The organism is Stappia sp. P2PMeth1 (genome assembly GCF_900185735.1).
Classification (GTDB): Bacteria; Pseudomonadota; Alphaproteobacteria; order Rhizobiales; family Stappiaceae; genus Stappia.
On record NZ_FYAW01000017.1, the window covers coordinates 77,948 to 103,608 of the forward strand.

Here is a 25,661-nt window from a genome sequence, read left to right on the forward strand (position 1 = left end):
CGTTTTCGCGTCGGTCCCCTCCGGGCACGCGCCGGACGCTGCATGCTTGACCCGGAGGGGCAGGGACGGCACATCTAAAGGCATGAAACAGGATCATACGACACCTTGCGGCGAGACCGAGGTCCGCCGCCTGTCCTCCGTTTGCGTCTATTGCGGCACCGGCGAGGGGACCGAACCCCATTATATGGCGGCGGCGCGGGAGCTTGGCCGCACGCTTGCCGCCGAAAGGCTGAACCTCGTCTATGGCGGCGGCTCGCTCGGGCTGATGGGGGCGGTCGCCCGCTCCGCGCTGGAGGCGGGCGGCCATGTCACCGGCGTCATTCCCGGCTTCCTGGAGGAGCGCGAGGTGATGATGCAGGCGGTCAGCGAGCTGATCGTCACGCGCGACATGCACGAGCGCAAGCGCATCATGTTCGAGCGCGCCGACGGGTTCGTGGCGCTGCCCGGCGGCATCGGCACGCTGGAAGAGGTGGTGGAGATGCTGACCTGGGGGCAGCTCGGCCAGCATTGCAAGCCGGTGGTGCTGGCGGATATCGGCGGCTTCTGGCGCCCCCTCATCGACATGCTGGCGCATATGCGGGCGGAGGGGTTCATCCGGGCCGGCTTCGAGGTCGACTACCGGGTGGCGAACAGCGTCGCCGAGATCCTCCCCGCCCTGCGCCGGCCGTCCGATCTGCGCAAGGACGACACCGAGGCCGGTGTCGCCGATCTCGAGAGGCTCTGACCGGAAGGGCCGGAGCCCGCGCCTGCAAGGGACTGGCTTTGCCCGATAAATAGAGCTTTGCCCGATAAAAAGAGCCCGCGGGATGGGTCCCGCGGGCTCTTTTTCTGCCGGCTTTACTCGGCCGCTTGCGGCAGGCCGTCGGGCGGTGCCCTGCGCTCGTCCTTGCGCGGGCCGATCGCGGTCACCGTGGCCGAGCCCGGCGCACCGAAGACGGCGGAGGCCGGTGCCACGGGCGCTGCCGGCTGCTGCTGCGGCCCGTCCCGCTCCTCTTCTTCGAGGGCATCGGAGGCCGTTGCGGCGTCCGCCTTTCCGCCCCGCCAGGAGGCGAACATCCGCATCCACACCGTCGGCATCGCCAGCATGGTCGGGATGACGATCAGCGTCAGGATGGTGGCGAAGCCGAGACCGAAGATCACCGCCGTCGAAAGCTGGACCCACCACACCGCCGTGATCGAGCCAAGCGCGACCACCCGGTTGAAGAAGTCGAGGTTGAGCTGCGTCATCATCGGCACCAGGCCGGCGATGGTGGTGATGGTGGTCAGAAGCACCGGCCGGATACGCTGCGCCGAGGTCTTCAGCACGGCTTCCACCGGTTCGATCCCGTCCTCGCGGAAGCGGTTGTAGGTGTCGATCAGCACGATGGCGTTGTTCACCACGATGCCGGCCAGCGCCACCACGCCCGTTCCCGTCATGATGATCGAGAACTTCTGTCCCATCAGCGCCATGCCGAGCAACACGCCGAAGATCGACATGATCACCGTCGAGAGCGTCAGGAACGTCTGGTAGAAGCTGTTGAACTGCGTCACCAGGATGATGAACATCAGGAACAGCGAACCGACCATCGCCTTCATCAGGAACTCGCCGGACTCCTTCTGGTCCTCGTCGGCACCGCGGAACCGGAAGAAGACATTGTCCGGCCATTGCTGGGTGTCGAGCCAGGCCTGCAACTCCGCCACCTTGTCGTTGGCGGTCAGCGGCCGCGTGACGCCGTCCGAGGTGGTGATCGTGTCGGTCATCACCACATTGGCCTTCACGTCCATCGCATAGAGCCCGTCGCGGCGGGTGATCGTCGTCACCTTCTGCTGCGGTGCCCGGTCGATGAAGTTCGACAGCGGCACCTGGCCGAGCGGCGTCTGCAGGCGCAGGGAATCGAACCGGTCGAGCGTGCGCTCCGTCTCCGGCAGGCGGACGCGGATGTCCACCTCGTCTTCCGAATCGTCCGGCCGATACTTGCCGATCAACACGCCGTTGGTGACGAGCTGCACCATCGAGCCGACCGAGCCGATGCCGGCCTGGAACCGGCCGGCCTGCTCGCGGTCGATGGAGATCTGCCATTCGATGCCCGGCAGCGGCCGGCTGTCCTCGCGGTCCTGCAGGCTTTCCATCGTGTCGACATGGGTGCGCACCTTGGCCACCGCCGCCGTCAGGTCGTTGTAGCTGGTGGAGGTGATCTGCAGGCGGACGTCCTTGCCCGTCGGCGGGCCGCCCTCGATCTCGCGGGTTTCCACGAAGATGCCCGGCAGGCTCGCCGTGCGCTCGCGGATTTCGGCGGAGATCTGCTTCCAGTTCCGCCGGCAGCAATAGTCGGAGAACTCCAGGTTGATCTGGGCGATCACGTCGGCGGGCTTGTCCTGCACGCCCATCATGCCGCCGCCGCTACTGCTGCCGGTGGTCACCGACATCACCGCGTTCTTGATGCCCTTGACGTCGATCACCTCGCGCTCGACGGCGAGCGCCAGGTTCAGAGCCTCGCGGGCGGAGAAGTTGCCGCGCGCCGAGACCAGCACGATGGCCGAGTTCGGCTCCTCCTCGACGAAGAACTCGACGCCCTGCGAGTTGGCCATGAAGTAGGTCAGGATGCCGCCGGACAGCAGCACCAGACCGACCAGCGTCACCACGTTGCCGATCGGCCGACCGGCGCAGAAGCCCAGCATCCGGACATAGAGGCCGGTGAAGCCACGGATCTTGCGCGGGTCGAACTTCTCGCCCGCCGACAGCAGCCGGGCCATGTGCTGCTCTTCCGCCGCGTTCCGCCGGGCCCGGCGGCGCGACAGCCGGATCAGCGGCGCCAGGCCGCGATAGGCGGCAAGTCCCGCGGCAAGGCCCGCGCCGGCGGCGACCGGCAGAACCAGCATCGAGGGCAGGGGCAGCAGGCCTGCCGTCGCCGGATGGGCGAGCAGCACGGCCACCACCGCCCCGACCAGCAAGGCCATCACCCATTCGGCATTGCGGCCGACCCAGGAGATGGCGCCGGACATCGCCGCGCCGGTGGCGGGAAGGAAGACCAGCGCGGTCAGCAGCGAGGCGCTGAGCACGATGATCACCATGATCGGCAGGTAGCTCATGAACTCGCCGGCAACGCCGGGCCACAGCAGCATCGGCAGGAAGGCGGCCAGAGTCGTCGCCGTCGAAGACACGATCGGCCAGAACATCAGCTTCGAGGCGCGGATATAGGCCTCCTGCGCCTCCATGCCCTCGGCGACCTTGCGGTCGGCATACTCGACCATGACGATGGCGCCGTCGACCAGCATGCCGACGGTCAGCACCAGGCCGAACATCACCATCGTGTTCACCGTCATGCCCACTGACTGCAGGATCAGGAAACCGACCATGAAGGAGGCGGGAATGGCGATGCCGACGAGCAGCGCCGACTTGATGCCGAGCGCCCAGATGATGACCACCATCACCAGGAAGATGGCGGTCAGGATCGAGGCCTCCAGCGAGCCGAGGATTTCGTAGATGTCCTCCGACTTGTCGAGGATGAAGTCGATCCGGATCGTCTCCGGCCAGTCCTTCGTGACCGAGGCCACGACCGCGCGCACCGCCGCGTTGTTCTCGATGATGTTGGTGCCCTTGCGCTTGACCACGTCGATGGAGATCGCCGGATGGCCGTTGACGCGGGTGAAGCTGGTCGGATCCTTGAAGGTGCGGCGGATCTCGGCGATGTCGCCGAGCGTCACGACGCCTTCGCCGCTCTGCTTGATCGGCAGGGTGTAGACGTCGGCCGCGGTCTCGACGAGGCCCGGCACCTTGACGTTGAAGCGGCCCTGGCCGTTGTCCAGGAAGCCGGCGGGCACCAGTTGGTTGTTGTTCGCCAGCGAGGTCAGCAGTTCCTGCTGGGTGACCTGGTAGGATTCCAGCTTCATGCTGTCGATGATGACTTCCAGCAGTTCCTCCCGATGGCCGGAAAGGTCCGCCTTCAGCACGGTCGGAATCGCCTCGATGTCGTTCTTCAGCCGCCGCGCGTGCCGGTACAGCGTGCGCTCCGGCACGTCGCCCGACAGGGTGACGAAAATCGTCGGCATCAAGGCGAAGTTGGTTTCGGTGATGGTCGGCTCGTCGGCTTCCGACGGCAGCTCCGCCTTGGCCTGATCGACCTTGTCCCGCACGTCGGCGAGCGCCTTGGTCTTGTCGAAGTCGATGTTGAACTCCAGCAGGACGCCGACATGGCCTTCGCCGGAGATCGTGGTGATCTCCTTCAGCCCGTCGAGGCCGCGCAGGGAGGTTTCCATCGGCCTGGCGATCAGACGCTCCGCGTCGCCGGGCGAAATGCCCTGCTGGGTGATCGACACGTAGAACACCGGGATGTCGATGTCCGGATCGGCCTCTTTCGGCACGCCGATATAGGCCATGATGCCGGCCGCGACCATCACCACCATCAGGGTGAGGACGGTCTTCGGCCGTCGCAGGACAGTCTCGAGCATCGAGATCATTGCGTGGCCTCCGCCGTGCTGGTCACCGGTTCGACCACCTGGCCGTCGGTTACGTAGTCCTGACCGGTCACGATCAGCCGCACCTGCTCGGGCAGGCCGCCGACCCACAGGCCGTCGATGTCGCCGCCGAGCACGATCACCGGGTGGAAGACCACGCGGTTGGCCTCGTCGACGGCGCGGATGCCGAGCGTGCCGGCGTCATTCAGCGTCAGCACGCCGGAGCTGAGCTGGTGGGCGCGTTCCTCGCGCAGCGGCACTCTGGCTGTCGCGGTGATGCCGTCGCGGATCGCGCCATCCTTGTTGTCGATGACGATCTCGACACGGAAGGTGCGGGTGGACGAGTCGGCGGCCGGCGCGATGTAGCGGATCCTGCCGGTGGCTGTGCCGCCCGCGACGAGTTCCACCTCTGCCTCCTGGCCGATCTCGAGCTTGCCCACGTCGCGCTCCGACACCTGGCCGATCGCCAGGATCGGGTCGGCGTCGATGATCGTGGCGCAGATGCCGCCGATGGCGAGGACCGTGCCGACACTGACCATCGGGCTCTCGACAATGCCGGAAATCGGCGCCTTGATGATCGTGCGGGCCAGCTCGAGCTCCTGCTCCTCCAGCTTGGCGCTGGCGGCGTCCATCGCCGCGCGCAGCGCGGCAACCCGGGTCTGGGCGGTGAAGCCCTTCTCCTTGAGCTGGGTCGCGGCGGTATGGTCGAGCTCCGCCTGGGCAAGCAGCGCCTTGGCTTCCAGCACCTTGGCCTCGCGCGCGCCCTTGTCGAGCACGCAAAGCACGTCGTCCTTGGCGATCGGCTGCCCTTCCTGGACCCGCCGTTCGGACACCCGGCCGCTGGTCTCGGCGCGAACCTCGACCTTGGCATCGGCTTCCGTGCGGCCGCGGATCACCAGGACCGAACGGCGCGGTTCGGCGACGATGTCGCGCACGGCGACGCGGAACGGCTTTGCCGCCGCTTCCTCCGCACGCTGCGAGGGAGGCGGCGTTGCATTCGGCGAATCGGCGAGGCCGCCCGCGACAAAGGTGCCCGTCCACATCCAGCCCGCGACGCCGGCGACGATGCCGACCGCGAGAACGTAGGAGAAGCGGATCTTCATTCGGTGATCTCCGGGGAGTTTTCGGTCACTCGGCCGCCTGCGGGAGGGCAGGGAGGCCGCGTGCGATGTCTTCAAGTCGGTGTCGGTTCGCTTCCAGGAAGCGGATGTCCTCGGTCATGCAACTGCGCCCGTATTCCAGGATGAAGCGGGCTGCCGGACGGTGGTCGCAGGGCTCGCCGGCAATGGCTTCGAGCTTGGCCAGATCCCCACGCATATGCTCCAGTCGCGCGTCGATGGCCTTGCGGATGACGTCCGGCCCCACCATTTCGGCGCACATGGCGACCAGCAGGAACGGCGAGCGGTAGATGTCCGGCGCCGGCAGTTGGCTGAGGTCGCGGATGAACTCGGCGCGGCCGGCCTCGGTGATCGAATAGACCTTGCGCGAGGGCTTGCCGCTCTGGGCCTCCTCGCGCACCGTGACGAGCCCTTCGGCCTCCAGCCGCGCCAGCGCGGGATAGATCGAGCCGAAACTGGCGTCGACGAAGTAGCTGTACTTGCCTTCGGTCGAGAGCTTGCGGATCTCATAGCCGGTGGCGTCTCCGAAATTCAGGATTGCAAGGCACAGTGTTCTGACGCTCATACTCAGGTCCCTTCCACCCTCGCCGGGAATGGCGGCCCGTCGCCCTGCCGAAAAGCGGGCGATCTTGTTGTCCGGCCGTCGCGGGTCGCGGTCCTTGCGGTGCGATCCGTCCTTCCGTTCTCATGGCCTGTCCGTCCCGACCGTGCTTGCGTTTTTCGCCCGATGGGGGCGCCTGCTGGCTGCGGACAGTGCCGGTTCGGTATATTCTTGATTATGGATATATCGGATCGATATACTTCCGCCTTATATAGGCTTCGGACCCTGCGGCACAAGCGGCCAGTGAGGGATTTTTCGTAGCCTGCAGCTTTTTCCGATGACCTTGAAAGGCGGGGCGCAGCCCTGCCTGCGGCAGTCGACCGCGTGGACATTCCGGTCGTCTGCGCCATCTTCGGGGAACGGTGGCCTGCAAAGGGGCCGGAGCGATGGCCCGACAGCCTTTACGCCGCGAACGAGAGTGCGGATCCATGACCGACATGCAAGACATGCAACCTTCCCGGCGGCCCGGCGGCGTCTCCCGCCTGCTGGCGCAGCCCTTCTTCCGGCTCCTGGCCATCAACTGGCTGATCGGTGCTTTCGCCGCCGCCATCGTGCTCGGCGGGCTGTTGTGGCTCGACACCGGCGGGCTGCGCAGCCTGATCCTGGCCTCCGACCAGCCCTGGCTGCCGATCCTGGTGCTGCTGGCGGGCCTGATGATCACCCTGTGCTCGGCCGCCATGGGCGCGGCGATCATGGCGCTGCCCTCCGAGCCGGGCGACGACAGCGGCCGCCGCATGCGCCTCGACGTCAAGGGTGCGCTCGAGCCGGCCCTCGCTCCGGTGCCCGTGCCCGTATCCGTACCGGCCCGGCCCCGCTCCTGACGCGAAAGCCTTGCATCGGCGCGCGCTTTTGGGTTTCCTCCGGCCTTGAGCAGCCCGCTTCGGGCCTGGTCCCCTCGTGCAACGGACGGTCCCAATGAGCGACACCTATCCGCGCGATCTCGTCGGCTACGGACGCGAGACGCCCAATCCGCAGTGGCCGAACGACGCCAACGTCGCCGTCCAGTTCGTCATCAACTACGAGGAGGGCGGCGAGAACTGCCTCCTCCATGGCGACAGCCATTCCGAAGCCTTCCTGTCGGAGATCGTCGGCGCCGCGCCCTGGCATCGCCAGCGCCACATGAACATGGAATCGATCTACGAATACGGCTCGCGCGCCGGCTTCTGGCGCCTGTGGCGGATGTTCACCGAGCGCTCCATGCCCGTCACCGTCTATGGCGTCGCCACCGCCCTGCAGCGCAACCCGGACGCGGTCGCCGCCATGAACGAGGCCGGCTGGGAAATCGCCTCGCACGGGCTGAAATGGATCGACTACAAGGATTTCTCGCGCGAGGACGAGAAGCGCCACATGGCCGAGGCGATCCGCATCCATGAGGAGGTCACCGGCTCGCGTCCGCTCGGCTGGTACACCGGCCGCTCGTCGGAGTTCACCCGCGACCTCGTGATGGAGGAGGGCGGCTTCCTCTATGATTCCGACAGCTATGCCGACGATCTGCCCTATTGGGTGGAAGGGCCGTCCGGCCCGCATCTCGTCATTCCCTACACGCTCGATGCCAACGACATGCGTTTCGCGACGGCGCAGGGGTTCAACTCGGGCGACCAGTTCTTCACCTATCTGAAGGACACGTTCGACACGCTCTATGCGGAAGGCGAGGCCGGTGCGCCGAAGATGATGAATATCGGCCTGCACTGCCGCCTGGTCGGCCGTCCGGGGCGCGCTGCCGCGCTCGCCCGCTTCCTCGACTATGTCGCCTCGCACGAGAAGGTCTGGGTCACCCGGCGCATCGACATCGCCTGGCACTGGCATGCCCACCACGCCGCCGGCTGAGGCCGGCAAGGCTCCGGCGGAGGTCGAGGCGCTCGCCGGCGCGCTGCTGGACCGGCTGCACGAGACCCAGCCGCTGCGCGTCTGGTCGCTGATCGTCACGATCTTCGGCGATCTCGTCGCCCCGCGCGGCGGCGAGGTCTGGGCCGGCACGCTGTCGGACCTGCTCGGGCTGATGCGCATCGATGCGGCGGCGGTGCGCGCCGCGCTCTCGCGGCTTGCCCGCGACGGCTGGGTCGAGCGCGAGCGCCGGGGCCGGCTCAGCTTCTACGCCCTGTCGGCGGCCGGGCGCGCGACCTTCACCCCGGCCTCGCAGCGCATCTACCGGCTTGCGCCGGAAGGAGGCGAGGCGCGCGCGGCGGAGCTGCGGCTCGTCGTGCTGCCCGAAACGGAGGGCCGCAACGGCCTGCGCGAGGCGGCCCGCAAGGCCGGCTACGGCTTGCTGGCGCCCGGCATCCTGCTCGGCACCCCGGCCAGCCCGCCGCTCGACGGGCCCGAGTTTCCGCAAGGGGCGGCGGAGGGTGCGGTGACGCTGGCGGCCTCCGTGCTGGCGGGGTCCGACGCCGATCTCGTCGCCCGCGCCTTCGATCTTGCCCCGCTGGCCGGCCGCTACCAGTCCTTCTGCCGGCGCTATGCGCCGCTGGCCGAGGCGCTGGAGAGCGGGCAGGGCGGTGCAGGGCACGCGCGCCTGTCGCCGGAGACGGCGATGGTCTGCCGCATCCTGCTCGTCCACGACTATCGCCGGCTGATCCTGCGTGATCCGATGCTGCCGCCCGCGCTGCTGCCCGCCGACTGGCCGGGTCTTGCCGCAAACCGGTTGGCGGCCCGGCTCTACGGCGCGTTGCGCAAGCCGGCCGAGGCCTGGATCGCCGCCCATGCGCGCGGCCCGGACGGCCCCCTGCCGCCGCCGGAGGCCTCGGAACTTCGCCGCTTCTCTGCCGGCTGAGGCGGGGAGTTCCGCAAAATCAGCCACTTGCGAGAACGGATTTGGCATATGTTAATGTGTGACGAAAAATACTTGAAATATAAAAATATCGTCACGTATAATGCGAGCAGATAAGGCGCGCGGCTGGCGCGTCCCGCATGGCAACCGAGGAGGGGTTGATCGCATGTACACCCAGGCTCTGAACGCCCGTGATGCGTCCGACGAGCGCAGCGAGGACGCCGCGCTGCTCGCCGCCTTCCAGGCCCGCGTCGATGCGGAAGAGAAGATCGAGCCCAACGACTGGATGCCGGAGGCCTATCGCAAGACCCTGGTGCGCCAGATCTCCCAGCATGCCCATTCCGAGATCGTCGGCATGCTGCCCGAGGGCAACTGGATCACCCGCGCCCCGACCCTGAAGCGCAAGGCGGCGCTGCTCGCCAAGGTGCAGGACGAGGGCGGCCACGGCCTCTACCTCTATTCCGCCGCCGAGACGCTGGGCGTGTCCCGTGAGGAACTGACCGAGCAGCTTCTCTCCGGCAAGGCGAAATACTCCTCCATCTTCAACTATCCGACCCTGACCTGGGCCGATATCGGCGCCATCGGCTGGCTGGTCGACGGCGCGGCGATCATGAACCAGATCCCGCTCTGCCGCTGCTCCTTCGGCCCCTATTCGCGCGCCATGATCCGCGTGTGCAAGGAAGAGAGCTTCCACCAGCGCCAGGGCTACGAGCTGCTGCTGGAGATGTGCCGCTCGTCGGAAGAGCAGAAGGAGATGGTGCAGGACGCGCTGAACCGCTGGTGGTGGCCGTCGCTGATGATGTTCGGCCCCTCCGACACAGACTCCAAGCACTCCGCCCAGTCGATGGCCTGGAAGATCAAGCGCTTCACCAATGACGAGCTGCGCCAGAAGTTCGTCGACGCGACCGTGCCGCAGGCGCATTATCTCGGCCTGACGCTTCCCGATCCGGACCTGAAGTTCAACGAGGACACCGGCCACTGGGAATATGGCGAGATCGACTGGGAGGAGTTCGCCCGCGTCGTCGCCGGCAACGGCCCGTGCAACCGCGAGCGTTTGGCTGCCCGCCGCAAGGCCTTCGACGAGGGCGCTTGGGTGCGCGAGGCGGCCCTTGCCTATGCCGAAAAGCGCCGCAACCGCCGCGAGGCGGCCCGCATCGCCGCCGAGTGAGCGACACCCCGGCACGGGGCACGCGCCGGGCGACAGGCACAACGACGTTCCGCAGGACCATGAGGCTTCGCGCCGGCCATCCGCCCGCGAGCCCGAGGGAGAGAACCATGACCGAGAAGAACACGCCGCTCTGGGAAGTCTTCATCCGTTCGCGCACCGGCATGGCGCATCGCCATTGCGGGTCGGTGCATGCGGCCGACGAGGAGATGGCGCTGCAGGCCGCGCGCGACGTCTATACCCGCCGCGGCGAGGGCGTCTCCATCTGGGTGGTGCCGTCCTCGGCGATCGTCGCCTCCGATCCGACCGAGAAGGATGTGATGTTCGAGCCGACCGCCTCGAAGATCTACCGGCATCCGACCTTCTACGAGATCCCCGAAGAAGTCGGCAACATGTGAGCGGGAACGGCACCATGACCACGACCGACCGGACCGCCGATCTCTTCGCCTATACCCTGCGTCTTGCCGACGATGCGGCCATTCTCGGCCAGCGCCTCGGCGAGTGGTGCGGCCACGCGCCGACGCTGGAGGAGGATATCGGCCTTGCCAATATCGCGCTCGATCATATCGGCCAGGCGCGCGCGCTCTACACTTACGCCGGCGAGGTGGAAGGCGAGGGCCGCGACGAGGACCAGCTCTGCTTCCTGCGTCCCGAGCGCCAGTTCAACAATTGCCTGCTGGTCGAGCAGCCGAACGGCGATTTCGCGCAGACCATCCTGCGCCAGTTCTTCTTTTCCGCCTTCATGCTGCCGCTATGGCGCGAGCTGAAGGCCTCGAAAGATGCAACGCTCGCCGCCATCGCCGCCAAGGCGGAGAAGGAAGCGGCCTATCACCTGCGCCATTCGGCCGAGTGGACCATCCGCCTCGGCGACGGCACCACCGAAAGCCATGAGCGCGCCCAGGCGGCCGTCGATCATCTGTGGCCCTATACGGGCGAGCTGTTCGAGGTCGACGGTGTGGTCGAGCGGCTGGCCGCCGCCGGCATCGCGGTCGACCCGGCTACCTTGCGCGACGAGTGGCACGCCACCTTGCGCGAGGTGCTGGACGAGGCGACGCTGCGCCTGCCGCCCGACGGCTGGTTCCAGACCGGCGGCCGCTCCGGCCGTCATTCGGAGAGCTTCGGCCATCTCCTGTCCGAAATGCAGTACATGCAGCGGGCCTGGCCGGGCCTGCGGTGGTGACGGCGATGGGCTCGCGCCTGCACGATATCGCGGGGGAGAGCGCCCGCCGGCGCGCCTTCGAGGTCGCCGCGCGGGTGCCGGACCCGGAAGTCCCGGTGCTGACCATCGGCGATCTCGGCGTGCTGCGCGACGTGCGCATTACCTCCGACGGCACGGTCGAGGTCGACATCACGCCGACCTATACCGGCTGCCCGGCGATGGCCGTCTTCACCATGGACATCGAGACCGCGCTGTTGGCGGAAGGCTTCGGCAAGGTGCGGGTCAACACCGTGCTGTCGCCGGCCTGGACCACCGACTGGCTGAGCGAGGACGCGCGCGAGAAGCTGCGCGCCTACGGCATCGCTCCGCCGGCCGGCAAGGCCTCGCGCCGCGCCCTGTTCGGCGACGACGAGGTCGCCTGTCCGCGCTGCGGCTCGCACGACACCGAGAAAGTGTCGGAGTTCGGCTCCACCGCCTGCAAGGCGCTGTGGCGCTGCCGCTCCTGCGCCGAGCCGTTCGACTATTTCAAGTGCCACTGATTCAAGTGCCACTGAGCTGGCGTCTTGTCCGGCAGGCCACGGATGCCGCCGGAAGCTTTTGAGGGAGAACCGCATGTCGCCGAGATTTCATGCGCTGAAGGTCCGCGAAGTGAGGCGCGAGACGCCTGAGGCCGTGTCGATTTCCTTCGACGTGCCGGAGAGCCTGCGTGAGGCCTATCGCTTCGCCGCCGGCCAGTATCTCACCCTGCGCGCGGTGATCGGCGGCGAGGAAGTGCGCCGGTCCTATTCGATCTGCGCCGGCGAGGATGACGGCGAGCTGCGCGTCGCGGTGAAGAAGATCGACGGCGGCGTCTTTTCCGCCTTCGCCAACGAAAACGTGGCGGCCGGCGACGAGATCGACGTGATGACCCCCTCGGGCCGCTTCGTCCTGCCGGCGCATCAGGGTGGCCCGCGCCAGCTCGTCGCGGTCGCCGCCGGCTCCGGCATCACGCCGGTGCTGGCGATGATCCGCACCGTGCTGACGCGCGAGCCGGAGAGCGAGTTCTTCCTGTTCTACGGCAACCGCAGCGCCCAGACGATTATCTTCAAGGAAGAGATCGAGGACCTGAAGGACCTCTTCCCGACCCGCTTCGGCGTGTTCCATGTGCTGTCGCGCGAGACCCAGGACGTGGAGATCCTCTCCGGCCGGCTGGACGCGGAAAAGCTGGAGCACCTGTTCACCCATGTGCTGCCGGTGGCGGAGGCGGATGGCGTCTTCCTCTGCGGTCCGGGCGAGATGATCGAGACGGCGAGCGAAGTGCTGTCGCGCCTCGGCGTGGCGGGCGAGCGCATCCACCGCGAGTTCTTCACGCCGGCCGACGGCTCGGCCCCGCATGCGGCAAAGCCCGCCAACAGGACCGCCGAGACCGCCCATGCGGCGCGCGCGGAGCTGATCATCGACGGCGCCCGCGTCACGGTTCCGGTTGCCGCCGGCGAGACCATCATCGATGCGGCGATGCGTGCGGGCGTCGAGGTTCCCTATTCCTGCAAGGGCGGCATGTGCTGCACCTGCCGCGCCAAGGTCGAGGCCGGCGAGGTCGACATGGCGGTGAACTATTCGCTCGAGCCCTGGGAGATCGAGGCCGGCTTCGTCCTCACCTGCCAGTCGCGCCCGGTCTCCGACACGGTGGTGCTCGACTACGACGCGATGTAGGCTCCAGGGAGCGGGGCAGGGCGCGCGATGCGCCGTCCCCGTTTCCCCCAAGAGAGCCTTCCCATGCATCAGCGTTTCGTGCTCGTCACCGGCTGTTCCGGCGGCGGCAAGTCCACATTGATCGAAGAGCTTGCCCGCCGCGGCCACCGCACGGTGGAAGAACCCGGCCGGCGTATTGTCCGCGAGGAACTGGCGGGAGAGGGCAGCGCACTGCCCTGGATCGACCTTGCGGCCTTTGCCCGGCGGGCGATCCGCATGGCCGTCGCCGACTGGCGCCGCGCGCATGGCCGGCCAGGTGATGAGGGCTGGATCTTCTTCGACCGCGGCGTGATCGACGCCGCCTCGGCCTTCCAGGTCGCGACCGGGCGCAGGGTGCTTGCACCGCTCGCCCGCCGCTACCGCTATCGCCCGCTGGTGTTTCTGGCGCCGCCCTGGCCGGAGATCCACGCGGGCGATGCCGAGCGCCGGCACGGGTTTGCCGCCGCGACCGAAGAATACGAGCGGCTGGCGAACGAATTGCCCGCGCTCGGCTACGAGACCCGGCTGCTGCCGAAAGCCCCGGTCGCCGAGCGCGCTTCGTTCATGCTCGCCGCGCTGGAGCGCGGCTGAGCGGCTTTCTCAGATCTCCATCACCACGCGGCCGTCGATCTTGCCGGCGCGCATCGTGTCGAAGATCGCGTTGACGTTCTCCAGCCGATCCGTGGAGTAATGCGCGGCGACCTTGCCTTCGGCGGCGAAGGCCAGCGATTCGGCGAGATCGTTGCGGGTGCCGACGATGGAGCCGCGGATCGTCTTGCGCGTCAGCACGGTGTCGAAGATCGGCAGCGGGAAGTCGCCGGGCGGCAGGCCGACGAGGCTCATCGTGCCGCCGCGCCCGAGCATGGCGAAGCCCTGGCTGAACGACTTCGGCGACACCGCCGTCACCAGCACGCCTTCCGCGCCGCCGCCTTTCTGCACTTCGGCGACCGCATCCTCGGTCAGCGCGTTGAACGCCATGTCGGCGCCGAGGGCGCGGGCCAGCGCCAGCTTCTCCTCGGAAATGTCGACGGCGATGACATGCATTCCCATCGCCTTGGCATATTGCACGGCCATGTGGCCGAGCCCGCCGATACCGACGATGACGACGGTCTGGCCGGGCTTCGCCTCGGTCTCCTTCAGCCCCTTGTAGACCGTGACGCCGGCGCACAGCACCGGGGCGGCCGGCGCGAAGGCGAGCCCGTCCGGCAGGTGGCCGACATAGTTGGGATCGGCCAGCACATAGTCGGCGAAACCGCCATTGACGCTGTAGCCGGTGTTCTGCTGGTCGCAGCACAGGGTTTCCCAGCCGCCGACGCAATGTCGGCAATGGCCGCAGGCGGTGTGCAGCCACGGCACGCCGACCCGGTCGCCTTCCTTGACGCTGGTGACGCCGGCCCCGACGGCGGCGACCGTGCCGACGCCCTCATGGCCCGGGATGAAGGGCGGCTGCGGCTTGACCGGCCAGTCGCCCTCGGCCGCGTGCAGGTCGGTGTGGCAGACGCCGCTGGCGGCGATCTTCACCACGATCTTACCGGGCGCCACTTCCGGTTTGGTCACCTCGCAAATGTCGAGCGGCGCGCCGAAGGCGCGCACCACAGCGGCTTTCATCGTCTTTCCCATTGGACTCCCCGTTGCCGTATTCCTTCCCAGCCGGGCGACATTGTGGAACAGCAAGGCAGGACCCGCGTTGCGCGAGATCAAGCTCCAACGTCGACGCAGTTGCGATGCCGTTAACGAGGCGGGAACCACGTCGGTTAGCCGAAGATTCAAGTCTTCCTGCCAGTGTCGCCGCATGCAGAATACGGGAAATCCATCAATGGCGCACTGGCTGGACACGGGGAAACGCAACCTCAAGGTTGCGGTCTATCTCCTTTGCGTGGCCGTCGTCATCGCCTTCGCGCTGTCCAACACCCATACGCTCGGCAGCGCCGGACGCATTGCCGACGATGTCCGCGCCGGGGACGAACGCCATCTGGTGCGCAACGAGATCGACCGCCAGGTCGAGATCTTGGTGTTCGATCAGGCGCGCATTTCCCACTGGGATGAGGCGGTGCGCGCGCTGATCGCGCATATCGACTGGGACTTCGTCCGCGACGAGATCATCGAGTGGCACTGGGAGGATTTCGGCATCCAGACCACGGTCATCGTCGGGCCGGACGGCAATCCTCGCCTGCTGATCTTCGAGGAGGACGTCCGCGCCGAGGCGGAGGCGGTGAAGTATGTGGAACTGGCCGCCGACCTGGTCGCGCTCGCGCGGGACGCCTACAAGACGCACCGGCAGCCGGCCGGCGGCGGCTTCAGGGTGGCTTACAATCCGGTGCGGTCCCACCAGCCGCTCTTCGTGTCGGATATCCGTCCCGTCGACGGCCAGCTCACCATGATCGTCGCCCAGGCCATCGTGCCCGACGACGACGCGCTGCTGCCTGACGGCCACGCCAACATTCTGCTGACCTTCAAGCCGCTGTCCGCTCCGATCCTTTCGGAGATCGGCCGCAAGCTCGGCCTGCAGGATTTCGCCATTCTCCCGGCAGCCGACGTGCCGGCCGATGCCGACTGGATCCGGGTCGGGCGCAGCAGGGGCGCCGATGCAATCGCCGTGACCTGGATGCGGACCTATCCCTCATCGGTGATCTGGCGCCAGGCGCTGCCGCTTCTCGCCGGGGGGCTGCTGCTGGTCGCCATCGCCCTCGGCTTCGTCGCCCTGCGGTTCGGCAGCAGCCTGTTGCGCCTGCAGCAGAGCGAGGAGCGCAACCGCTTTCTCGCCCATCACGATGCCCTGACCGGCCTGCCCAACCGGGCGCAGTTCGAACGCGAGATCGAACAGGTGCTGCAGCACAGCGAGCAGCAACGCTGCGCGGTCCTGTGCATCGACCTCGACCGTTTCAAGGAGGTCAACGACACCTGGGGCCATCCGGTCGGAGATCTGGTGATCCGGACCGTCGCCAGTCGCATCCTGGCGGCGGTCGGGGATCGCGGCATGGCCGCGCGGGTCGGCGGCGACGAGTTCATCGTGCTGTTGCGCGAGGGGCTCGACCGTGGATCGGTGCTGGCGCTGTGCGAGCGCATCGTTGCCGGCATCTGTTCGGAAATCGTCTTCGAGGGCGGCAGCGCCACTGTGGGCGCCAGCATCGGCGTTGCCTGGTGGCCGGACGACGCGCTGACCTCCAGAACGGTCATCCGCAGTGCCGACGAGGCGCTGTACCGGTCGAAGCGGGAAGGGCGCGGCCGGACATGGTTTGCCACCGGTCCGGCGGAGCCAGCCTCGCCGGAGCCCTCCGGCATCGGCCCGCCGCGCCCGGCCGCATAGCCGGCGCGGCGCAGGCGCCCGGGCGAACCCCTTGTCGGATTGCCTCTTTTGCTGCACGGTCCCGCATTGGGGATGTGGACGTGGCCCGGCGGAGGGGCCGGCCTTCCTTGCGCGGGTCCGGTGGGCCTGTCAGTCACCGGTCAAGGACGAGCGGACATGGGAGCGGACATGGGGCGGCGTATTCTGCGGATCATCGGCATCGGCATCATCGTTGCCGCCATCGGGATCTGGTGGCTTCTCGATCGCTTCGGCTGCGAGATGAACACCAGCGGCTGCAGCAGGGTTCTTCCGCGCTTCACCCTGGAGACGATCGAGTATCTGTTTCTGCCGGTCGCCCTGGGCGTGTTTCTGATCTATCTCGGCCGCCGCCAGCGCGGCTGACGCGCCGACCCTTCTCGCCTGCCGTTCGCGTCGGGCTGGAAATGTCGCCCTACGGCGCCGGCTCGATCAGGTGGCATTCGGCCAGTCCGGTCGGGGTCTCGGTACAGACATGGGTGTCTGCAGGCGGCGGCGAGGCGCAGGCGGCGAGCAGCAGCGACACTGCGAAGACAAGAACAGGCATCTCACATCTCCGCCCGCTTCGCCGTCCTCTCTGCCCCTCTCCTTGGCCGCCTCGCTGCGGCAGCGTTGCCCGGTGGGCTGCTTCGCAATCTTTGGCCGAGTGCTTCATAGCGGCAGGGACAGTTGCCAGGAGAGGCCAAACCGGTCCGTCAGCCAGCCGAAACGGTCGCTGAAGCCATAATTGTCCGGCGGCATCAAGACCGTGCCGCCGTCAGCAAGCTGGGCGAAGGCCCCGTCCAGTGCGTCGACGCTATCCATCTCGACGAACAGCGACATGGACGGCGTGAAGTCGAAGTCGTGCGGGATCGGGCTGTCGATCACGATGAGGCGCTGGCCGGCAAACGATACCTTTGCCATGCGCACCGTTCCGGCCGCAGCGGTGTTCTCGTCGTTGAGTTCCAGCATTTCGATGGTGAAATCCGGAAACACCGCCTCATAGGTTCGGAGTGCCGCGCGAGCATGGCCTTGAAACATCAGGTGGGTGAGTGCTCTGGTCATCTGCGGGGCCCTGTCGCTGTCGGGGGTCTTTGGGTTTCGCCCGGCTACAATGCAGGTCGCAGCGATCACTCGCAAGGGTGGTGCGGGGATCCGCACGCCCTGCTCTTGCGGTGATTAGGAGGTCCTATCTCCGCAAGATTTGCGCCGAATAATTGCGGTTGCGGCGAATGTGCGGTATATTCGCCGCAAAGGATGCGGTAAATGGCGACCTATATCCATCAGCTCGGCGACTGGCCAACGTTTCGCTTCGACCATGCTTCGGTCTCCGGCCCGCTGGCGGCGGTCCGTCACCGGCAGGGCCGGCTCACCGGGCGCATGGACGCGCTCGGCTTCGCACTGCGCGCCGAGGCGGTTCTGGAGACCCTGACGGCCGATGTCGTCAAGTCGAGCGAGATCGAGGGCGAGATCCTGGAGCGCAGTCAGGTCCGCTCCTCCATCGCCCGCCGGCTCGGCATGGATATCGGCGGCCTGCCGCCGGTCGACCGCACTGTCGAGGGCGTCGTCGAGATGACGCTGGACGCGGTCGGCGCGTTCGAGGCGCCGCTGACCAGCGAGCGCCTGTTCGCCTGGCATGCGGCATTGTTCCCGACGGGCCGCAGCGGCCTGCTGCGCATCGCCGTCGGCCGCTGGCGCGACGAGGCGGCCGGCCCGATGCAGGTCGTCTCGGGCCCCTTCGGCCGCGAGAAGGTCCATTTCGAGGCGCCGCCCGCTGCCCGTGTCGCGGCGGAGATGGAGGCTTTTCTCGACTGGTTCGACAGCCCGGACCGGCTCGATCCCGTCCTGCGGGCGGCGCTCGCGCATCTGTGGTTCGTCACCATCCACCCGTTCGAGGACGGCAACGGCCGCATCGCGCGCGCCATCGGCGACATGGCGCTTGCCCGCTCCGAAGGCAGCGGCCAGCGCTTCTACAGCCTCTCCTCGCAGATCCGCCAGGACCGCAAGGGCTATTACGAGATCCTCGAGCGCACCCAGAAGGGCGACCTCGACATCACGCCCTGGCTGCTGTGGTTTCTCGCCTGTCTCGACCGCGCGCTCGATGAGTCCGCCGGCATTCTCGAGGACGTGCTGCGCAAGGCGGCGTTCTGGCAGGCGCTGGCCGGCGAACCTCTCAGTGAACGCCAGCGCAAGGTGCTGAACCGGCTGCTCGACGGCTTCGACGGCAAGCTCACCTCGTCGAAATGGGCGAGGCTGACGAAGACCTCGCCCGATACGGCGCTGCGCGACATCACCGACCTCGTCGCCCGCGGCATCCTCACCCGCGATCCCGGCGGCGGCCGCTCGACCAGCTATTCGCTGGTCCCGCCGGATGCCTTGCCGGAGCGCCGCTGAGATCGGACCCGTGCGGCGATTGCCGTTTTGCCTCAACCGCCTATGATCGCGCGACGCCGTTTGCACGCTCACCTGAGGAGACCTTTGATGAAACTCGTCCGCTATGGACCCGCCGGTGCTGAACGCCCCGGCCTTGTCGATGCGCAAGGCCGCATCCGCGACCTGTCCGCCCATGTCGAGGATATCGCCGGCGCGACCCTTTCCGACGAGGGGCTGGCCCGCATTGCCGCGCTCGATCCGGCCACGCTGCCGCTGGTGGAGGAGGGGGCGCGCATCGGTCCCTGCGTCGGCGGGGTCGGCAAGTTCGTCTGCATCGGCCTCAACTATTCCGACCATGCGGCCGAATCCGGCCTCGACGTGCCACCCGAGCCCATCGTTTTCATGAAGGCGACCTCGGCGATCTGCGGCCCCGACGACGGGATCGAACTGCCGCGCGGTTCGGTCGCCACCGACTGGGAGGTGGAGCTTGCCGTCGTCATCGGCCGCCATGCGAAATACGTGTCGGAGGCCGAGGCGCTCTCCCATGTCGCGGGTTACTGCGTCGCCAACGACGTCTCCGAGCGCGACTTCCAGATCAAGCGCGCCGGCCAGTGGACCAAGGGCAAGTCGGCCGACACGTTCGGCCCGCTGGGGCCCTGGCTCGTCACCCGCGACGAGGTGGCCGACCCGCAGGCGCTGTCCTTGTGGCTCGATCTCAACGGCACGCGCATGCAGACCGGCTCCACCGCCACCATGATCTTCGGCGTGGCGAAAGTGATCTCCTACCTGTCGCAGATGATGAGCCTGCATCCGGGCGACGTCATCTCCACCGGCACGCCGCCGGGCGTCGGCATGGGCATCAAGCCGTCGCCGGTCTATCTGAAAGCCGGCGACCGGCTGGCGCTCGGCATCGATGGCCTCGGCACCCAGACTCAGCTCGTGCGCGCCGCCGACTGAAGCGGGAAGGGGCGGCCCCTGGACCAAAGCCGCCGAAACGCAAAACGCCGAAACGCAAAACGCCGGCGCGGGAGGCTCCCGCGCCGGCGTTCGTTTTCAAGCGTGGTTCGGCGTTGCCGCGTTACGCGGGCTGGAACGAGCGGACACGGCCGCGCTCGCCGCTGTGGTCGCGCGGCTTGGCGCCCTGCGGGCGGGCGTTGCGCTGCTGCTGGCCGCCACGGAAGCCGTCGCTGCGTCCCTCATGCTGGCCATGGCCGGCCGGCTTGTCCTTGCGGGCACCGCCATTGCCGTTGCCATTGCCGCGGAAGCCACGGGCCTCGCCGCGACCGTCCTCACGGCCGCCGCCTTCGCCGCGCGGGCGGAAGGGCTGGCGCTGCTGCTGCTGCTGACCACGGCCGCCGCCGCCGCGCGACTGCTTGCGCGGTGCCGGGCCGTCGTCCTCGCGCTCCACCAGCACCTTGCCGATCAGCTTCTCGATGTCGCGCAGGAACGGACGCTCCTCGCGGTCGCAGAACGAGACGGCGATGCCGCTCTTGCCGGCGCGCGCGGTGCGGCCGATCCGGTGCACATAGGCCTCCGGCACGTTCGGCAGCTCGTAGTTGACGACATGCGAGACGCCGTCGACATCGATGCCGCGCGCGGCGATGTCGGTCGCCACCAGCACCGGCGTGCGGCCGGAGCGGAAGTTGTCGAGCGCCTTCTGGCGCTGGCTCTGGCTCTTGTTGCCATGGATCGCCGCGGCCTGGATGCCGGCCTGCTCCAACTGCTTGGTGACCTTGTCGGCGCCATGCTTGGTGCGGGTGAAGACGATGGCGCGGTCCATCTCGTCGTCGCGCAGCACGTCGACCAGCGCCTGGCGCTTGGCGTCGCGCTCGATCAGGAGAACCTTCTGCTCGATGCGTTCGATCGGCTTGGAGGCCGGAGCCACCGCGATCTCCTGCGGGTTGTTCAGGAAGTCCTCGGCCAGCGCGCGGATCGGCTTCGGCATGGTCGCCGACAGCAGCACCGTCTGGCGGTCGCGCGGCAGGCTCGCCAGGATCTGGCGGATCGCCGGCAGGAAGCCGAGGTCGAGCATGTGGTCGGCCTCGTCCAGCACCACGGTCGTGGTCTTGTCGAGACGGATGGCGCCGCCCTGCATATGGTCGATCAGGCGGCCCGGCGTTGCGACGAGAATGTCGACGCCGCGCGCCATGTTGCGCACCTGCGGGAAGGGACGGACGCCGCCGACGACGACGGTGGCCGAATGGCGCACCTTCTGCCCATAGGCGCGGATGCTGTCGGCGATCTGGGCGGCGAGCTCGCGCGTCGGCGCGAGAATCAGCGCGCCGCAGGTCTTCGGCTCGGGCCGGCTGGCCTGCTCGACGATGCGGTGGAGCAGCGGCAGCACGAAGGATGCGGTCTTGCCGGTGCCGGTCTGGGCGAGGCCCAGCACGTCGGCGCCCGACAGAATTGCGGGAATGCCCTGCGCCTGGATCGGCGTCGGGGAGGTATAGCCCTCGGCCACAAGGGCCTTGAGGATCGGCTCGGCGAGGCCGAGGTCGTTGAACGTGGTCAAGCGGACTCCTTGCTCGCGCCGGCACGCCATCATGGGCGCGCGGTCGCGGTCCGTGTCAGTCGGGAAGGGAGCTTGCGCAGATGAGCTGCCTTGAGGGGCGCCGGCATCGGAAACGGGCCTTGTCGCCCGCCGCTCGGATAGCAGCGCTTGGTGTCGGCAACGATCGGGAGGAAGGTTGCGTCGGGGCGCCGGTCACGAAAGGCTCGTGTCTCCACGCGGACGCCGTTGCCACGCATAGACCACGTTTGATGTTGCGTTGCAACGAAAATCGCCGTCGGGACCATGCGCGGAACCGATCGATACGATTTGGAACAAAAATTCCATATGAAGACGCTGCACGCCTGTGCAAGCGGGCGAGTGCCCTCCGTCGCCTGGGTCTTTGCCAGCGGAAAACCGGTGCACCGGCCAGATCCTCCCGTTCGTCGACGCCGCCGCCCGAGGCGATCCGCCAGTGCAGCCACGCCGCCGGCGGGGGCGCGTCAGCGTGATCGGCAGATCTCCTTAGCGTGTTGGGAACAAACTGGAAAACCTCAAGGGCCGGTGTCCGCCCGCGCCGTCCTTGCCTGCGGCGTCCGCGCTTTGCCACCTATCCGCCGCGTGGCTTTCGCTCGACAAAGCGGTTGCGAAGGGCGAAAATGGAATTTATGTTCCGTTTTGACTCTGCCGGCGTCGGACGACGGGACCTGTGCGGAGACGATCGGCCGGATCGGTCAGGCGGGGAGAGGTTGCCATGAGTTCGCAGCAGGGCCGGGACGCGCGGCCGCTCGATGTCATCACCATCGGCCGCGCCTCGGTCGACCTCTACGGCGCCCAGGTCGGCGGCCGGCTGGAGGACATGCGCGGATTCGCCAAGTATATCGGCGGCTCGCCCACCAACATGGCCGCCGGCACCGCCCGGCTGGGCCTGCGCTCCGCGCTTATCACCCGCGTCGGCGACGAGCACATGGGCCGCTTCATCCGTGAGGAACTGGTGCGCGAGGGCGTCGACGTGCGCGGCGTCAAGACCGATCCCGAGCGGCTGACCGCGCTCGTGCTCCTGGGCATTCGCGACCGCGAGCAGTTTCCGCTGATCTTCTACCGCGAGAACTGCGCCGACATGGCGCTGGAGGAAGGCGACATCGACCCGGCCTTCATCGCCGAGGCCGGCTGCGTCACCGTCACCGGCACCCATCTGTCGAACCCGCGCACCGAGGCGGCGGTGCTGAAGGCGCTGCGCCTTGCCCGCGAAAACGGCGCCCGCACCGCGCTCGACATCGACTATCGGCCCAATCTCTGGGGTCTTGCCGGGCACGGTGCCGGCGAAAGCCGCTTCATCGAATCGCGCGCCGTCACCGCCAAGCTGCAGTCGCATCTTCCTCTCTTCGACCTGATCGTCGGCACGGAGGAGGAGTTTCACATCGCCGGCGGCAGCACCGACACGCTGGCAGCCCTCCGTGCCGTGCGGGCGATCTCGGCCGCAACGCTGGTGTGCAAGCGCGGGCCGATGGGCGCCGTCGCCTTCGAGGGCGATATTGCCGATGATCTCGACAAGGGCGTCTCCGGCCCCGGCTTTCCCATCGAGGTGTTCAACGTGCTGGGCGCGGGCGACGGCTTCATGTCCGGCCTGTTGCGCGGCTGGCTGCGCGACGAGGGCTGGGAGCGGGCGCTCACCTATGCCAATGCCTGCGGCGCGCTCGCCGTCTCGCGCCACGGCTGCACGCCGTCCTATCCGAGCTGGGAGGAGCTGTGTTTCTTCCTGCAGCGCGGCGTGCGCGTGCCGGCGCTGCGCAAGGATGCGGAGCTGGAGCAGATCCACTGGTCGACCACCCGCAAGGGCGACTGGCCGCAAATGCGCGTCTTCGCCTTCGACCACCGCAAGCAGCTCGAGGATCTCGCCGCCGAGCTCGGCGCCGATCCGGCCCGGATTCCCGCCTTCAAGACGCTCTGCCTTGCCGCCGCCCGCCGGGTGCAGGCCGGCCGGCCCGGCTACGGCATCCTGAGCGACGGCCGGCTCGGCGAGGCGGCGCTGTTCGCCGCCGCCGGCACTGGCCTGTGGATCGGCCGTCCGGTGGAACTGCCCGGCTCGCGGCCGCTGGAGCTGGAGATCGGCCCGGATTACGGTACCGGCCTTGCCGAATGGCCGGCCGACCATGTGGTCAAGGTCCTGTGCTTCTGCCATCCGGATGACGACGAGGCGATGCGCGCGGGTCAGGAAGCGACGGTGCTGCGGCTGGCGCGGGCGGCCCGCGCCAATGGACTTGAATTCCTGCTGGAGGTGATCCCGTCGAAGGTCGGGCCGGTCGGCGACGACACCACCGCCGCCCTCATTCGCCGCTTCTACGAGATCGGCGTCTATCCCGACTGGTGGAAGCTGGAGCCGTCCGTTTCCGCCGCCGCCTGGGCCGCCACCTGCGCGGCGATTTCCGAGAACGATCCGCATGTTCGCGGCATCGTCGTGCTGGGTCTCGACGCGCCGCTGGAGGAGCTGGAGGCGAGCTTCGCCGAGGCCGCGCGCTTCCCGCTGGTCAAGGGCTTCGCCGTCGGGCGCACCATTTTCTTCGAGGCGGCGCGGGGTTGGCTGAGCGGTACGCTTGACGACGAGGGCGCGATCGCGCTGATGGCATCGAAATACCAGATCCTTTGCGCGGCCTGGGACCGGGCGAGGGCGGCAGACGGGAGAGCGGCATGACCACCACCATCCGGCTGACGGCGGCGCAGGCCACCGTGCGCTATCTCTGCCGGCAGATGAACGAGGACGGGGTGCCCTTCATCGCCGGCGTCTGGGCGATCTTCGGCCACGGCAATGTCGCCGGCCTCGGCGAGGCGCTCTACGGCGTGCGCGACGAGCTGCCGACCTGGCGCGGCCACAACGAGCAGGGCATGGCCCATGCCGCCATCGCCTATGCCAAACAGCTCGGCCGCCGCCGGACGATGGCTGTGACCTCCTCCATCGGCCCCGGCGCCACCAACATGCTGACCGCCGCGGCGATGGCCCATGTCAACCGCCTGCCGGTGCTGTTCCTGCCCGGCGACGTCTTCGCGGGGCGTGCGCCCGACCCGGTGCTGCAGCAATTGGAGGACTTCGGCGACGGCACCTTGAGCGTCAACGACTGCTTCCGCCCCGTCTCGCGCTATTTCGACCGCATCGCCCGGCCCGAGCAGCTCTTGACCGCGCTGCCGCGCGCCTTCCGCACGATGACCGATCCGGCCGAGTGCGGCCCGGTCACCCTGGCCTTCTGCCAGGACGTGCAGACCGAGGCGTTCGACTGGCCGGAAAGCTTCTTTGCGCCGAAGGTCTGGCGCATGCGCCGGCCGCAGCCGGACCCGGCGGAGCTTGACGAGGTGGCGCGCCTGCTCGCCTCGGCCGAGCGTCCGGTCATCGTCGCCGGCGGCGGCGTCCATTATTCCTTTGCACATCAGGCACTTGCCCGATTCGCTGAAGACCATGGCATCCCGGTCGTCGAGACCCAGGCCGGCAAGTCGGCGCTCGCCTGGGACCATCCGCTCAATCTCGGCTCGGTCGGCGTCACCGGCTCCTCGGCGGCGAATGCGGTCGCTCGCGAGGCCGATGTGGTGATCGGCGTCGGCACCCGCTTCCAGGACTTCACGACCGGGTCCTGGTCGCTGTTCGCCCGGCCGGGCCGCAAGCTCGTCAGCCTCAATGTCACGCCCTACGATGCGGCCAAGCACGGCGCCGTGCCGCTGTGCGCCGATGCGCGCGACGGGCTGGAGGCCCTGAGCCGGGCGCTTGGCGACAAGCGTTTCGCGGCCCCGCCGGCCGACCTCAAGCGTGATTGGATTGCCGCCGTGGATGCCGCGACAGCCCCGCCGCCCGACGGCAACGCGCTGCCGAGCGATGCCCAGGTGATCGGCGCCGTCCAGCGCAATGTCGCTGAAAACGCTGTGGTTTTCTGCGCGTCCGGCGGCCTGCCGGGCGAGCTGCACAAGCTCTGGAAGGCCTCCTGGCCGATGGGCTATCACATGGAATACGGCTTCTCCTGCATGGGTTACGAGATCGCCGGCGGGCTCGGCGCCAAGATGGCGCAGCCCGAGCGCGAGGTCGTCGTCATGGTCGGCGACGGCTCCTATATGATGATGAATTCCGAGCTCGCGACCTCGGTGATGCTGGGCCGCAAGCTCATTGTCGTGCTGCTCGACAATCGCGGCTTCGGCTGCATCAACCGCCTGCAACGGGCGACCGGCGGCGAGAGCTTCAACAACCTGCTCGACACCGCCCGCCATGTGGTGCCGAGCGACATCGACTTCGCCGCCCACGCCGCATCGATGGGCGCCATCGCCGAGAAGGTCGACGACATTGCCGGGCTGGAGGCAGCCTTGGTGCGGGCGCGGGCGTCGGAGCGCAGCCATGTCATCGTCATCGACACCGATCCGCTGGCGACGACCGAGGCCGGCGGCCACTGGTGGGACGTTGCGGTGCCGGAGGTCTCGCCTAGGGATGCGGTCCGCTCCGCCCGTGCGTCTTATGAAAATGCCCTGAAGAAACAAAACCTTGTCGACTAGTCTTCACCCCGCTTCGACCCT

Annotated in this window: 23 protein-coding genes; 16 read left to right on the forward strand and 7 right to left on the reverse strand. The window is 68.0% G+C overall.

Features of this window, described 5'->3' with window-relative positions; all coding sequences use genetic code 11:
• Nucleotides 1-82: 82 nt before the first annotated feature.
• Nucleotides 83-724 (forward strand): TIGR00730 family Rossman fold protein, encoded by a 642-nt coding sequence (locus P2PM1_RS09345; RefSeq protein ID WP_186398862.1) that lies wholly within the window; start codon nucleotides 83-85, stop codon nucleotides 722-724.
• A 113-nt stretch (nucleotides 725-837) separates the two neighbouring features.
• On the opposite strand, the gene P2PM1_RS25435 is transcribed toward P2PM1_RS09345, so the two are convergent.
• From P2PM1_RS25435 to P2PM1_RS09360, 3 genes are read right to left on the reverse strand one after another with little or no spacing between them, the layout of a single operon-like run.
• Nucleotides 838-4,437 carry an efflux RND transporter permease subunit gene (locus P2PM1_RS25435; RefSeq protein ID WP_186398863.1) on the reverse strand — a complete coding sequence of 1,200 codons (3,600 nt, stop codon included), beginning with the start codon at nucleotides 4,435-4,437 and terminating at the stop codon, nucleotides 838-840.
• Nucleotides 4,434-5,537 carry an efflux RND transporter periplasmic adaptor subunit gene (locus P2PM1_RS09355; RefSeq protein WP_186398864.1) on the reverse strand — a complete coding sequence of 368 codons (1,104 nt, stop codon included), beginning with the start codon at nucleotides 5,535-5,537 and terminating at the stop codon, nucleotides 4,434-4,436. The genes P2PM1_RS25435 and P2PM1_RS09355 overlap by 4 nt, the downstream gene beginning before the upstream one ends.
• 25 nt (nucleotides 5,538-5,562) lie before the next feature.
• Nucleotides 5,563-6,117, reverse strand: coding sequence for a PadR family transcriptional regulator (locus P2PM1_RS09360; protein ID WP_186394762.1), 555 nt, complete (start codon nucleotides 6,115-6,117; stop codon nucleotides 5,563-5,565).
• 464 nt (nucleotides 6,118-6,581) lie between these two features.
• Between P2PM1_RS09360 and P2PM1_RS09365 the strand changes: the two genes are divergently transcribed.
• The 9 genes from P2PM1_RS09365 to P2PM1_RS09405 all read left to right on the forward strand — a co-directional run bounded on the left by P2PM1_RS09365 (nucleotide 6,582) and on the right by P2PM1_RS09405 (nucleotide 13,545).
• The gene (locus P2PM1_RS09365) at nucleotides 6,582-6,974 is read left to right on the forward strand and encodes a hypothetical protein (protein ID WP_186394763.1); all 393 of its coding nucleotides are present in this window, start codon (nucleotides 6,582-6,584) and stop codon (nucleotides 6,972-6,974) included.
• A gap of 94 nt (nucleotides 6,975-7,068) precedes the next feature.
• Nucleotides 7,069-7,980, forward strand: a complete 912-nt coding sequence (puuE, locus tag P2PM1_RS09370; protein WP_186394764.1) for an allantoinase PuuE — start codon at nucleotides 7,069-7,071, stop codon at nucleotides 7,978-7,980.
• Entirely contained in the window at nucleotides 7,958-8,923 is a 966-nt protein-coding gene (locus P2PM1_RS09375) for a PaaX family transcriptional regulator C-terminal domain-containing protein (protein WP_186398865.1), read from the forward strand. The genes puuE and P2PM1_RS09375 overlap by 23 nt, the downstream gene beginning before the upstream one ends.
• 163 nt (nucleotides 8,924-9,086) lie before the next feature.
• Nucleotides 9,087-10,088, forward strand: coding sequence for a 1,2-phenylacetyl-CoA epoxidase subunit PaaA (paaA, locus tag P2PM1_RS09380; RefSeq protein ID WP_186394766.1), 1,002 nt, complete (start codon nucleotides 9,087-9,089; stop codon nucleotides 10,086-10,088).
• A 107-nt stretch (nucleotides 10,089-10,195) separates the two neighbouring features.
• Entirely contained in the window at nucleotides 10,196-10,483 is a 288-nt protein-coding gene (paaB, locus tag P2PM1_RS09385) for a 1,2-phenylacetyl-CoA epoxidase subunit PaaB (protein ID WP_067341684.1), read from the forward strand.
• Between the two features lie 14 nt (nucleotides 10,484-10,497).
• The gene (gene paaC / locus P2PM1_RS09390; RefSeq protein WP_186398866.1) at nucleotides 10,498-11,265 is read left to right on the forward strand and encodes a 1,2-phenylacetyl-CoA epoxidase subunit PaaC; all 768 of its coding nucleotides are present in this window, start codon (nucleotides 10,498-10,500) and stop codon (nucleotides 11,263-11,265) included.
• A gap of 5 nt (nucleotides 11,266-11,270) precedes the next feature.
• Nucleotides 11,271-11,783 (forward strand): 1,2-phenylacetyl-CoA epoxidase subunit PaaD, encoded by a 513-nt coding sequence (gene paaD / locus P2PM1_RS09395; protein WP_186398867.1) that lies wholly within the window; start codon nucleotides 11,271-11,273, stop codon nucleotides 11,781-11,783.
• Between the two features lie 73 nt (nucleotides 11,784-11,856).
• On the forward strand, nucleotides 11,857-12,936 hold the full coding sequence (gene paaE / locus P2PM1_RS09400; protein WP_186398868.1) for a 1,2-phenylacetyl-CoA epoxidase subunit PaaE: 1,080 nt from the start codon (nucleotides 11,857-11,859) through the stop codon (nucleotides 12,934-12,936).
• 63 nt (nucleotides 12,937-12,999) lie between these two features.
• A complete protein-coding gene (locus P2PM1_RS09405; protein WP_186398869.1) occupies nucleotides 13,000-13,545 on the forward strand; it encodes an AAA family ATPase in 546 nt (181 codons plus the stop codon).
• 9 nt (nucleotides 13,546-13,554) lie between these two features.
• Here P2PM1_RS09405 and P2PM1_RS09410 read toward each other — a convergent pair whose 3' ends face one another.
• On the reverse strand, nucleotides 13,555-14,574 hold the full coding sequence (locus tag P2PM1_RS09410) for a zinc-dependent alcohol dehydrogenase (protein ID WP_186398870.1): 1,020 nt from the start codon (nucleotides 14,572-14,574) through the stop codon (nucleotides 13,555-13,557).
• A gap of 196 nt (nucleotides 14,575-14,770) precedes the next feature.
• Here P2PM1_RS09410 and P2PM1_RS09415 point away from each other — a divergent pair, with 196 nt between their 5' ends.
• Both P2PM1_RS09415 and P2PM1_RS09420 read left to right on the forward strand, forming a co-directional pair.
• Nucleotides 14,771-16,261: a diguanylate cyclase domain-containing protein gene (locus tag P2PM1_RS09415; RefSeq protein WP_186398871.1), complete on the forward strand. Its 1,491-nt coding sequence runs from the start codon at nucleotides 14,771-14,773 to the stop codon at nucleotides 16,259-16,261.
• A 168-nt stretch (nucleotides 16,262-16,429) separates the two neighbouring features.
• Nucleotides 16,430-16,642: a hypothetical protein gene (locus P2PM1_RS09420; protein ID WP_186398872.1), complete on the forward strand. Its 213-nt coding sequence runs from the start codon at nucleotides 16,430-16,432 to the stop codon at nucleotides 16,640-16,642.
• 49 nt (nucleotides 16,643-16,691) lie between these two features.
• Here P2PM1_RS09420 and P2PM1_RS25690 read toward each other — a convergent pair whose 3' ends face one another.
• Together P2PM1_RS25690 and P2PM1_RS09425 are read right to left on the reverse strand one after the other, a co-directional pair.
• Complete coding sequence (locus P2PM1_RS25690) at nucleotides 16,692-16,823, reverse strand: hypothetical protein (protein ID WP_256376456.1); 132 nt, start codon at nucleotides 16,821-16,823, stop codon at nucleotides 16,692-16,694.
• 104 nt (nucleotides 16,824-16,927) lie between these two features.
• A complete protein-coding gene (locus P2PM1_RS09425) occupies nucleotides 16,928-17,320 on the reverse strand; it encodes a VOC family protein (protein ID WP_186389723.1) in 393 nt (130 codons plus the stop codon).
• Between the two features lie 201 nt (nucleotides 17,321-17,521).
• Between P2PM1_RS09425 and P2PM1_RS09430 the strand changes: the two genes are divergently transcribed.
• Nucleotides 17,522-18,649 (forward strand): Fic family protein, encoded by a 1,128-nt coding sequence (locus tag P2PM1_RS09430; RefSeq protein ID WP_186398873.1) that lies wholly within the window; start codon nucleotides 17,522-17,524, stop codon nucleotides 18,647-18,649.
• An 87-nt stretch (nucleotides 18,650-18,736) separates the two neighbouring features.
• Nucleotides 18,737-19,585, forward strand: a complete 849-nt coding sequence (locus tag P2PM1_RS09435) for a fumarylacetoacetate hydrolase family protein (RefSeq protein WP_186398874.1) — start codon at nucleotides 18,737-18,739, stop codon at nucleotides 19,583-19,585.
• A gap of 121 nt (nucleotides 19,586-19,706) precedes the next feature.
• Here P2PM1_RS09435 and P2PM1_RS09440 read toward each other — a convergent pair whose 3' ends face one another.
• Nucleotides 19,707-21,140 carry a DEAD/DEAH box helicase gene (locus P2PM1_RS09440; RefSeq protein WP_186389720.1) on the reverse strand — a complete coding sequence of 478 codons (1,434 nt, stop codon included), beginning with the start codon at nucleotides 21,138-21,140 and terminating at the stop codon, nucleotides 19,707-19,709.
• 730 nt (nucleotides 21,141-21,870) lie between these two features.
• Between P2PM1_RS09440 and iolC the strand changes: the two genes are divergently transcribed.
• Both iolC and iolD read left to right on the forward strand, forming a co-directional pair.
• A complete protein-coding gene (iolC, locus tag P2PM1_RS09445) occupies nucleotides 21,871-23,808 on the forward strand; it encodes a 5-dehydro-2-deoxygluconokinase (protein ID WP_186398875.1) in 1,938 nt (645 codons plus the stop codon).
• Nucleotides 23,805-25,640, forward strand: a complete 1,836-nt coding sequence (iolD, locus tag P2PM1_RS09450) for a 3D-(3,5/4)-trihydroxycyclohexane-1,2-dione acylhydrolase (decyclizing) (protein ID WP_186398876.1) — start codon at nucleotides 23,805-23,807, stop codon at nucleotides 25,638-25,640. Before iolC ends, iolD begins: the two co-directional genes overlap by 4 nt.
• The last annotated feature ends 21 nt before the right edge of the window (nucleotides 25,641-25,661 follow it).

What these genes read in the sequence shown, in the direction of transcription:
- P2PM1_RS09345 (WP_186398862.1), top strand. Translation starts at nt 83, where the DNA reads ATGAAACAGGATCATACGACACCTTGCGGCGAGACCGAGGTCCGCCGC.
- P2PM1_RS25435 (WP_186398863.1), bottom strand. Translation starts at nt 4,437, where the DNA reads ATGATCTCGATGCTCGAGACTGTCCTGCGACGGCCGAAGACCGTCCTC.
- P2PM1_RS09355 (WP_186398864.1), bottom strand. Translation starts at nt 5,537, where the DNA reads ATGAAGATCCGCTTCTCCTACGTTCTCGCGGTCGGCATCGTCGCCGGC.
- P2PM1_RS09360 (WP_186394762.1), bottom strand. Translation starts at nt 6,117, where the DNA reads ATGAGCGTCAGAACACTGTGCCTTGCAATCCTGAATTTCGGAGACGCC.
- P2PM1_RS09365 (WP_186394763.1), top strand. Translation starts at nt 6,582, where the DNA reads ATGACCGACATGCAAGACATGCAACCTTCCCGGCGGCCCGGCGGCGTC.
- puuE (WP_186394764.1), top strand. Translation starts at nt 7,069, where the DNA reads ATGAGCGACACCTATCCGCGCGATCTCGTCGGCTACGGACGCGAGACG.
- P2PM1_RS09375 (WP_186398865.1), top strand. Translation starts at nt 7,958, where the DNA reads ATGCCCACCACGCCGCCGGCTGAGGCCGGCAAGGCTCCGGCGGAGGTC.
- paaA (WP_186394766.1), top strand. Translation starts at nt 9,087, where the DNA reads ATGTACACCCAGGCTCTGAACGCCCGTGATGCGTCCGACGAGCGCAGC.
- paaB (WP_067341684.1), top strand. Translation starts at nt 10,196, where the DNA reads ATGACCGAGAAGAACACGCCGCTCTGGGAAGTCTTCATCCGTTCGCGC.
- paaC (WP_186398866.1), top strand. Translation starts at nt 10,498, where the DNA reads ATGACCACGACCGACCGGACCGCCGATCTCTTCGCCTATACCCTGCGT.
- paaD (WP_186398867.1), top strand. Translation starts at nt 11,271, where the DNA reads ATGGGCTCGCGCCTGCACGATATCGCGGGGGAGAGCGCCCGCCGGCGC.
- paaE (WP_186398868.1), top strand. Translation starts at nt 11,857, where the DNA reads ATGTCGCCGAGATTTCATGCGCTGAAGGTCCGCGAAGTGAGGCGCGAG.
- P2PM1_RS09405 (WP_186398869.1), top strand. Translation starts at nt 13,000, where the DNA reads ATGCATCAGCGTTTCGTGCTCGTCACCGGCTGTTCCGGCGGCGGCAAG.
- P2PM1_RS09410 (WP_186398870.1), bottom strand. Translation starts at nt 14,574, where the DNA reads ATGGGAAAGACGATGAAAGCCGCTGTGGTGCGCGCCTTCGGCGCGCCG.
- P2PM1_RS09415 (WP_186398871.1), top strand. Translation starts at nt 14,771, where the DNA reads ATGGCGCACTGGCTGGACACGGGGAAACGCAACCTCAAGGTTGCGGTC.
- P2PM1_RS09420 (WP_186398872.1), top strand. Translation starts at nt 16,430, where the DNA reads ATGGGGCGGCGTATTCTGCGGATCATCGGCATCGGCATCATCGTTGCC.
- P2PM1_RS25690 (WP_256376456.1), bottom strand. Translation starts at nt 16,823, where the DNA reads ATGCCTGTTCTTGTCTTCGCAGTGTCGCTGCTGCTCGCCGCCTGCGCC.
- P2PM1_RS09425 (WP_186389723.1), bottom strand. Translation starts at nt 17,320, where the DNA reads ATGACCAGAGCACTCACCCACCTGATGTTTCAAGGCCATGCTCGCGCG.
- P2PM1_RS09430 (WP_186398873.1), top strand. Translation starts at nt 17,522, where the DNA reads ATGGCGACCTATATCCATCAGCTCGGCGACTGGCCAACGTTTCGCTTC.
- P2PM1_RS09435 (WP_186398874.1), top strand. Translation starts at nt 18,737, where the DNA reads ATGAAACTCGTCCGCTATGGACCCGCCGGTGCTGAACGCCCCGGCCTT.
- iolC (WP_186398875.1), top strand. Translation starts at nt 21,871, where the DNA reads ATGAGTTCGCAGCAGGGCCGGGACGCGCGGCCGCTCGATGTCATCACC.
- iolD (WP_186398876.1), top strand. Translation starts at nt 23,805, where the DNA reads ATGACCACCACCATCCGGCTGACGGCGGCGCAGGCCACCGTGCGCTAT.